Source organism: Streptomyces sp. UH6 (assembly GCF_013421635.1).
Classification (GTDB): Bacteria; Actinomycetota; Actinomycetes; order Streptomycetales; family Streptomycetaceae; genus Streptomyces; species Streptomyces abyssomicinicus.
The window spans coordinates 1-3,698 of record NZ_JACADT010000568.1 but is presented as its reverse complement, the minus strand read 5'-3'; the positions used below and the strand labels follow the sequence as shown (position 1 = coordinate 3,698).

Sequence of the window (3,698 nt, the reverse complement as noted above, 5' to 3'; positions counted from 1 at the left end):
AGGGTCAGCACCAGGGGCGCGGCCACCCCGAGCGCGGCCCCGGAGGAGACGCCCAGCATCTCCGGCACCGCCAGAGGGTTGCGGAGCGCCTCCTGGAGCACCAGCCCCGCGGCGCCCAGGCAGGCCCCGGCGGCGAGCGCCAGCACCAGCCGCGGCAGGCGGAGTTCGGTGAGGACGATGCCGGCGAGCGTGGTCTCCCCCTCCAGTGCCGCGCCGACGAGCCGGTGCGGCGGGACGTAAGGGGTGCCCGCGCTCAGGGCGCACACCGACGCGGCGATCAGGAGGACTGTCAGCAGGACCGGTTGACGGTGCGTCCGCCACCGGGACCGTGCGAGGCGCACCGGGTCGGCCGGGCCTGCCGTTGCGGGCCGGGCCGTGCTCACCGCAGTGCGGCCGTGGCCTCGTCGAGGACGATCCCCAGCGAGCGCGTGCCGCGCCCCTTCGCCCACACCTCCGGGTCCACCTCGTGGACGTCGCCGTTGCCGACGGCGGGGATCTTGCTCCAGAGAGGGTTCTCGGCCAGCTTCTCCGAGAGCTCGCCGTCCTGGTCGCCGAAGCTCATCGTCTCGACGAACAGCACGTCGACGCCCTGCGCGAGGATCTCCTCGAGGCTGTAACTGCCCTCGACGCCACGGGACTTCCACGGATACTGGGCGATCTTCGGGAACAGGCTGGCGGCCACGTCACCCTCCGGGGTGGCGACGCCGAAGTTCTCGTCACTGCCGTAGATGATCAGTGCCGTCCTGTCGCCGGGCGTCTTCTCGGCCTCGGCGAGCTTGGTCCGGAAGACCCTCTCGGCCTTCTCGCCCTCGGCGGTACGGCCGGTGAGCGCGGCGACGTCACGCAGGTACCCCACGCTGTCCTGCCAGGTCTCGGGCTGCATCGCCCAGAAGGTGGTGGCGCCCTTCAGCGCGGGGGCCAGCTTCCCGTGGGTGTCCCCCAGCCCGATCACGAGATCCGGCTTGTGGGACAGGACCGCCTCCACCTCGGGGGCGATGAACCCGCCGGGTACCACGTCGACCTCCTTGGCCTTGTCCTCGCCGAGGAAGCCGGGATGGGCCAGCAGCGCGCTGTTGGTGGCGACCGGCACGATGCCCAGCTCGGCCAGGATGTCGTCGCAGAGCGCGAACAGGCAGACGATCCGCTCCGGCCGCCTCTCCGGTGCGACCTTCGTGCCGTTGACGTCGGTCAACTCCGTCGCCGCCTTGATGGGTTCGACGTTCACCTCGGTCCTGGCGGCTGGTTCGCCCTTTCCCTCCGCGGGTTCGCCCGACGGCGAACCGCAGCCGGCCAGCACGGCGGCAGCCGCCACCGAGGCGAACCAGGTACGGACGGATTTCGACGGTGCTCGGAGCATCGACGCCCTCACTTTCCTCTCCAGGGTCCCGAACACGCTGAACATACATGATAATCGTTTTCATTGTCGTTCCCTTGGAGGACTCCGTGCCCGCATCCCCCGCCGTGCTCCTCGTCTCCGACCATGTCGACGGCTGTGTCCACGTGGTGACCGTTCCGGACGGTGAAGTCGTCGCCCGCCTGACGGGCCGGCACCTGTCGGAGCACGCCGGTTTCCTGGCGCTGCTGGGCGGACGGACGGCCTGTGTCGACGACCGCCGGGGCGAACTGCTCGTGCTGGACCCGTTCGGCGACCGGCTCGTGGAGGCCGCGGTCCCGGTCGCCGTGCCGGCCGAACACCTCGCCGGCGACCCGGCCGGCCGCCGACTGGCCGTCACCACCGGGCTCGGCAGGAACACCGAGCCGTGGTCGGACCTGCTCACGGTCGTGGACCTCGCCACCGACGAGGCGGCCCGGGTCCGCACACGCACCGGTGAACCCGGTGTGACCCTGACGGGTGGGCAGGAACCGCTGGTCGTGCTGCGCCACCGGGAACCGGGTGCGCTGACCGTCCACCGCTTCGCGGACCTCCTGGCCGCGCCTCCCGGCTGTCCACCGCAGCTGCCCGGCGCACTGCTCCCCCTGCCGGACGACGGACACGGCGACGCCTACGACCCCGCCTCGGGCCGGGTGTTCGCGGCCACCGGTGAGGGAGTGCACCGGGCCCGCGGGGAAGGCGGCGGCCTGACCGCCGAGCCGGTGATCCCCTGGGAGCACCCCGCCCGCGGCTGGTACCTGCGGCTGGACACCCGCGGGCCCGCCCTGTGGAGCACCCTGCGGGGCGGCCCCACGGACCCGCTGCGCTGGCCGGAGTGGACCAACCACGCCTGGCGCCACGACCTGGCCACGGGCCGCACGTCCCTGTCCGCCCTCGGTCCCGGCCTGGTCTTCCGGCTCGCGTTCGCCCGGCACCACACCGCGTTCACCCGCATCCACCCGGACGGCGACGAACTGGTCCTCCTGGGCCTCGACGGGACCGTCCGTCGCGTGCCGCTTCCCGCCATGGACGGTGCCCCGGGCCGCGGTGCCACCCCCTGGGAGGGCGTGGAGCGGCGGGCGGTGGCTGCCTCGCCCGGGGCCGACTGGGTCGCCGTCACCCGGGGCGGCCACGGCGAGGTGCACGTCGTCGACGCCGCCTCGGGCCGGGAGGTGACCCGCCTGCGGCTGAGCACCCCGTTGCACCACGGCGGGCACGCGACTCTGCGCACGCCCGCCGACGGCGCCGAAGGCGACCCCGTGGGCCGATGACGACGCCACGCGCGTGCCGTTGTGGCGCAGGCATGCAGTGCTGGGGGGTCTACAGCGCTGGAAGTGTTCTGCGCCGGGGGAGCGTTCGGCGCCGGGGGCGCTCAGTCCTCGACCGCGCGCCTCACCCGCCGGGACGGGGCGAACGCGTACAACTCCAGGACCGGTGGCGCCTCGGCGATGCCGGGGCCCCCGCCCGTGACCCACGCGGCGATGTCGGCCGTCGCGTCGGGGTCGTTGACCAGGCCGAGCCAGACGGGACGGCCGCCGGCCTCCCGGCCGGCCGAGGAGGGCTGCACCACGACGACGTTCGCGTGCTCGCAGGCGTCCAGGCAGTTCACCACCCGCACCTGGGCGACCGGACCCAGCGCGGCCTTCAGGGCTGCGAGCTGCGCGGCGTGGTCGACGCCGGGGATCTTCGGCGTACCACAGCAGCATCCCCGGCAGACTGTGACGGTGCACCGGGGTGCGGCGGGCACCGCGGCCCTGGCGGGCGTCTTGCGGCGGCTCACGCGGCGGCCCGCTTCCAGGCCGACTCGCGCAGCAGGCGCAGCCCGTTGAGTGCGACGACGACGGTGGAGCCCTCGTGGCCGGCGACGCCGAGCGGCAGCGGCAGGTGGCCCACGAGGTCCCAGACGACCAGGCCGGTGATGAAGATCCCGGCGATGACCAGGTTCTGCACGACGAGCCTGCGGGCCTTGCGGGAGAGGGAGATCACGGCGGGCACGGTGGCGAGTTCGTCGCGGACGATCACCGCGTCGGCGGTCTCCAGGGCGAGGTCGGAGCCCGCCCGGCCCATCGCGATGCCGGTGTGCGCCGCCGCGAGCGCCGGAGCGTCGTTGACTCCGTCGCCGACGACCAGGACCTTGCGGCCGGCGTCCTCCAACTCCCGGACGGCTTCCACCTTGTGCTGCGGGAGCAGTCCGGCCCTGAGGTCTTCGATGCCCACCTCGGCGGCGAGGCGCGCGGCCGCCTGGGGGTTGTCGCCGGTCAGCAGCACGGGCGCGTGCCCGGTGAGGGAGGTGAGCGCGGCGACGGTGTCGGCGGCGTCGGGGCGC

Annotated in this window: 5 protein-coding genes; 1 reads left to right on the top strand and 4 read right to left on the bottom strand. The window is 73.9% G+C overall.

The window, feature by feature from the left end; all coding sequences use genetic code 11:
- Both HW445_RS22160 and HW445_RS22155 read right to left on the bottom strand, forming a co-directional pair.
- Positions 1 to 341 (bottom strand): iron chelate uptake ABC transporter family permease subunit (locus HW445_RS22160; protein WP_374939684.1); only part of this gene is annotated, 341 nt, incomplete at its 3' end.
- A gap of 38 nt (positions 342 to 379) precedes the next feature.
- Complete coding sequence (locus tag HW445_RS22155) at positions 380 to 1,357, bottom strand: ABC transporter substrate-binding protein (RefSeq protein WP_180222728.1); 978 nt, start codon at positions 1,355 to 1,357, stop codon at positions 380 to 382.
- An 86-nt stretch (positions 1,358 to 1,443) separates the two neighbouring features.
- Between HW445_RS22155 and HW445_RS22150 the strand changes: the two genes are divergently transcribed.
- On the top strand, positions 1,444 to 2,643 hold the full coding sequence (locus tag HW445_RS22150) for a hypothetical protein (protein WP_180222727.1): 1,200 nt from the start codon (positions 1,444 to 1,446) through the stop codon (positions 2,641 to 2,643).
- 101 nt (positions 2,644 to 2,744) lie between these two features.
- Here the strand turns inward: HW445_RS22150 and HW445_RS22145 are convergent, their stop codons facing one another.
- Complete coding sequence (locus HW445_RS22145; protein WP_180222726.1) at positions 2,745 to 3,152, bottom strand: (2Fe-2S) ferredoxin domain-containing protein; 408 nt, start codon at positions 3,150 to 3,152, stop codon at positions 2,745 to 2,747.
- The coding region (locus tag HW445_RS22140) for an HAD-IC family P-type ATPase (protein WP_180222725.1) at positions 3,149 to 3,698 on the bottom strand (550 nt) is incomplete at its 5' end. The genes HW445_RS22140 and HW445_RS22145, both read right to left, overlap by 4 nt.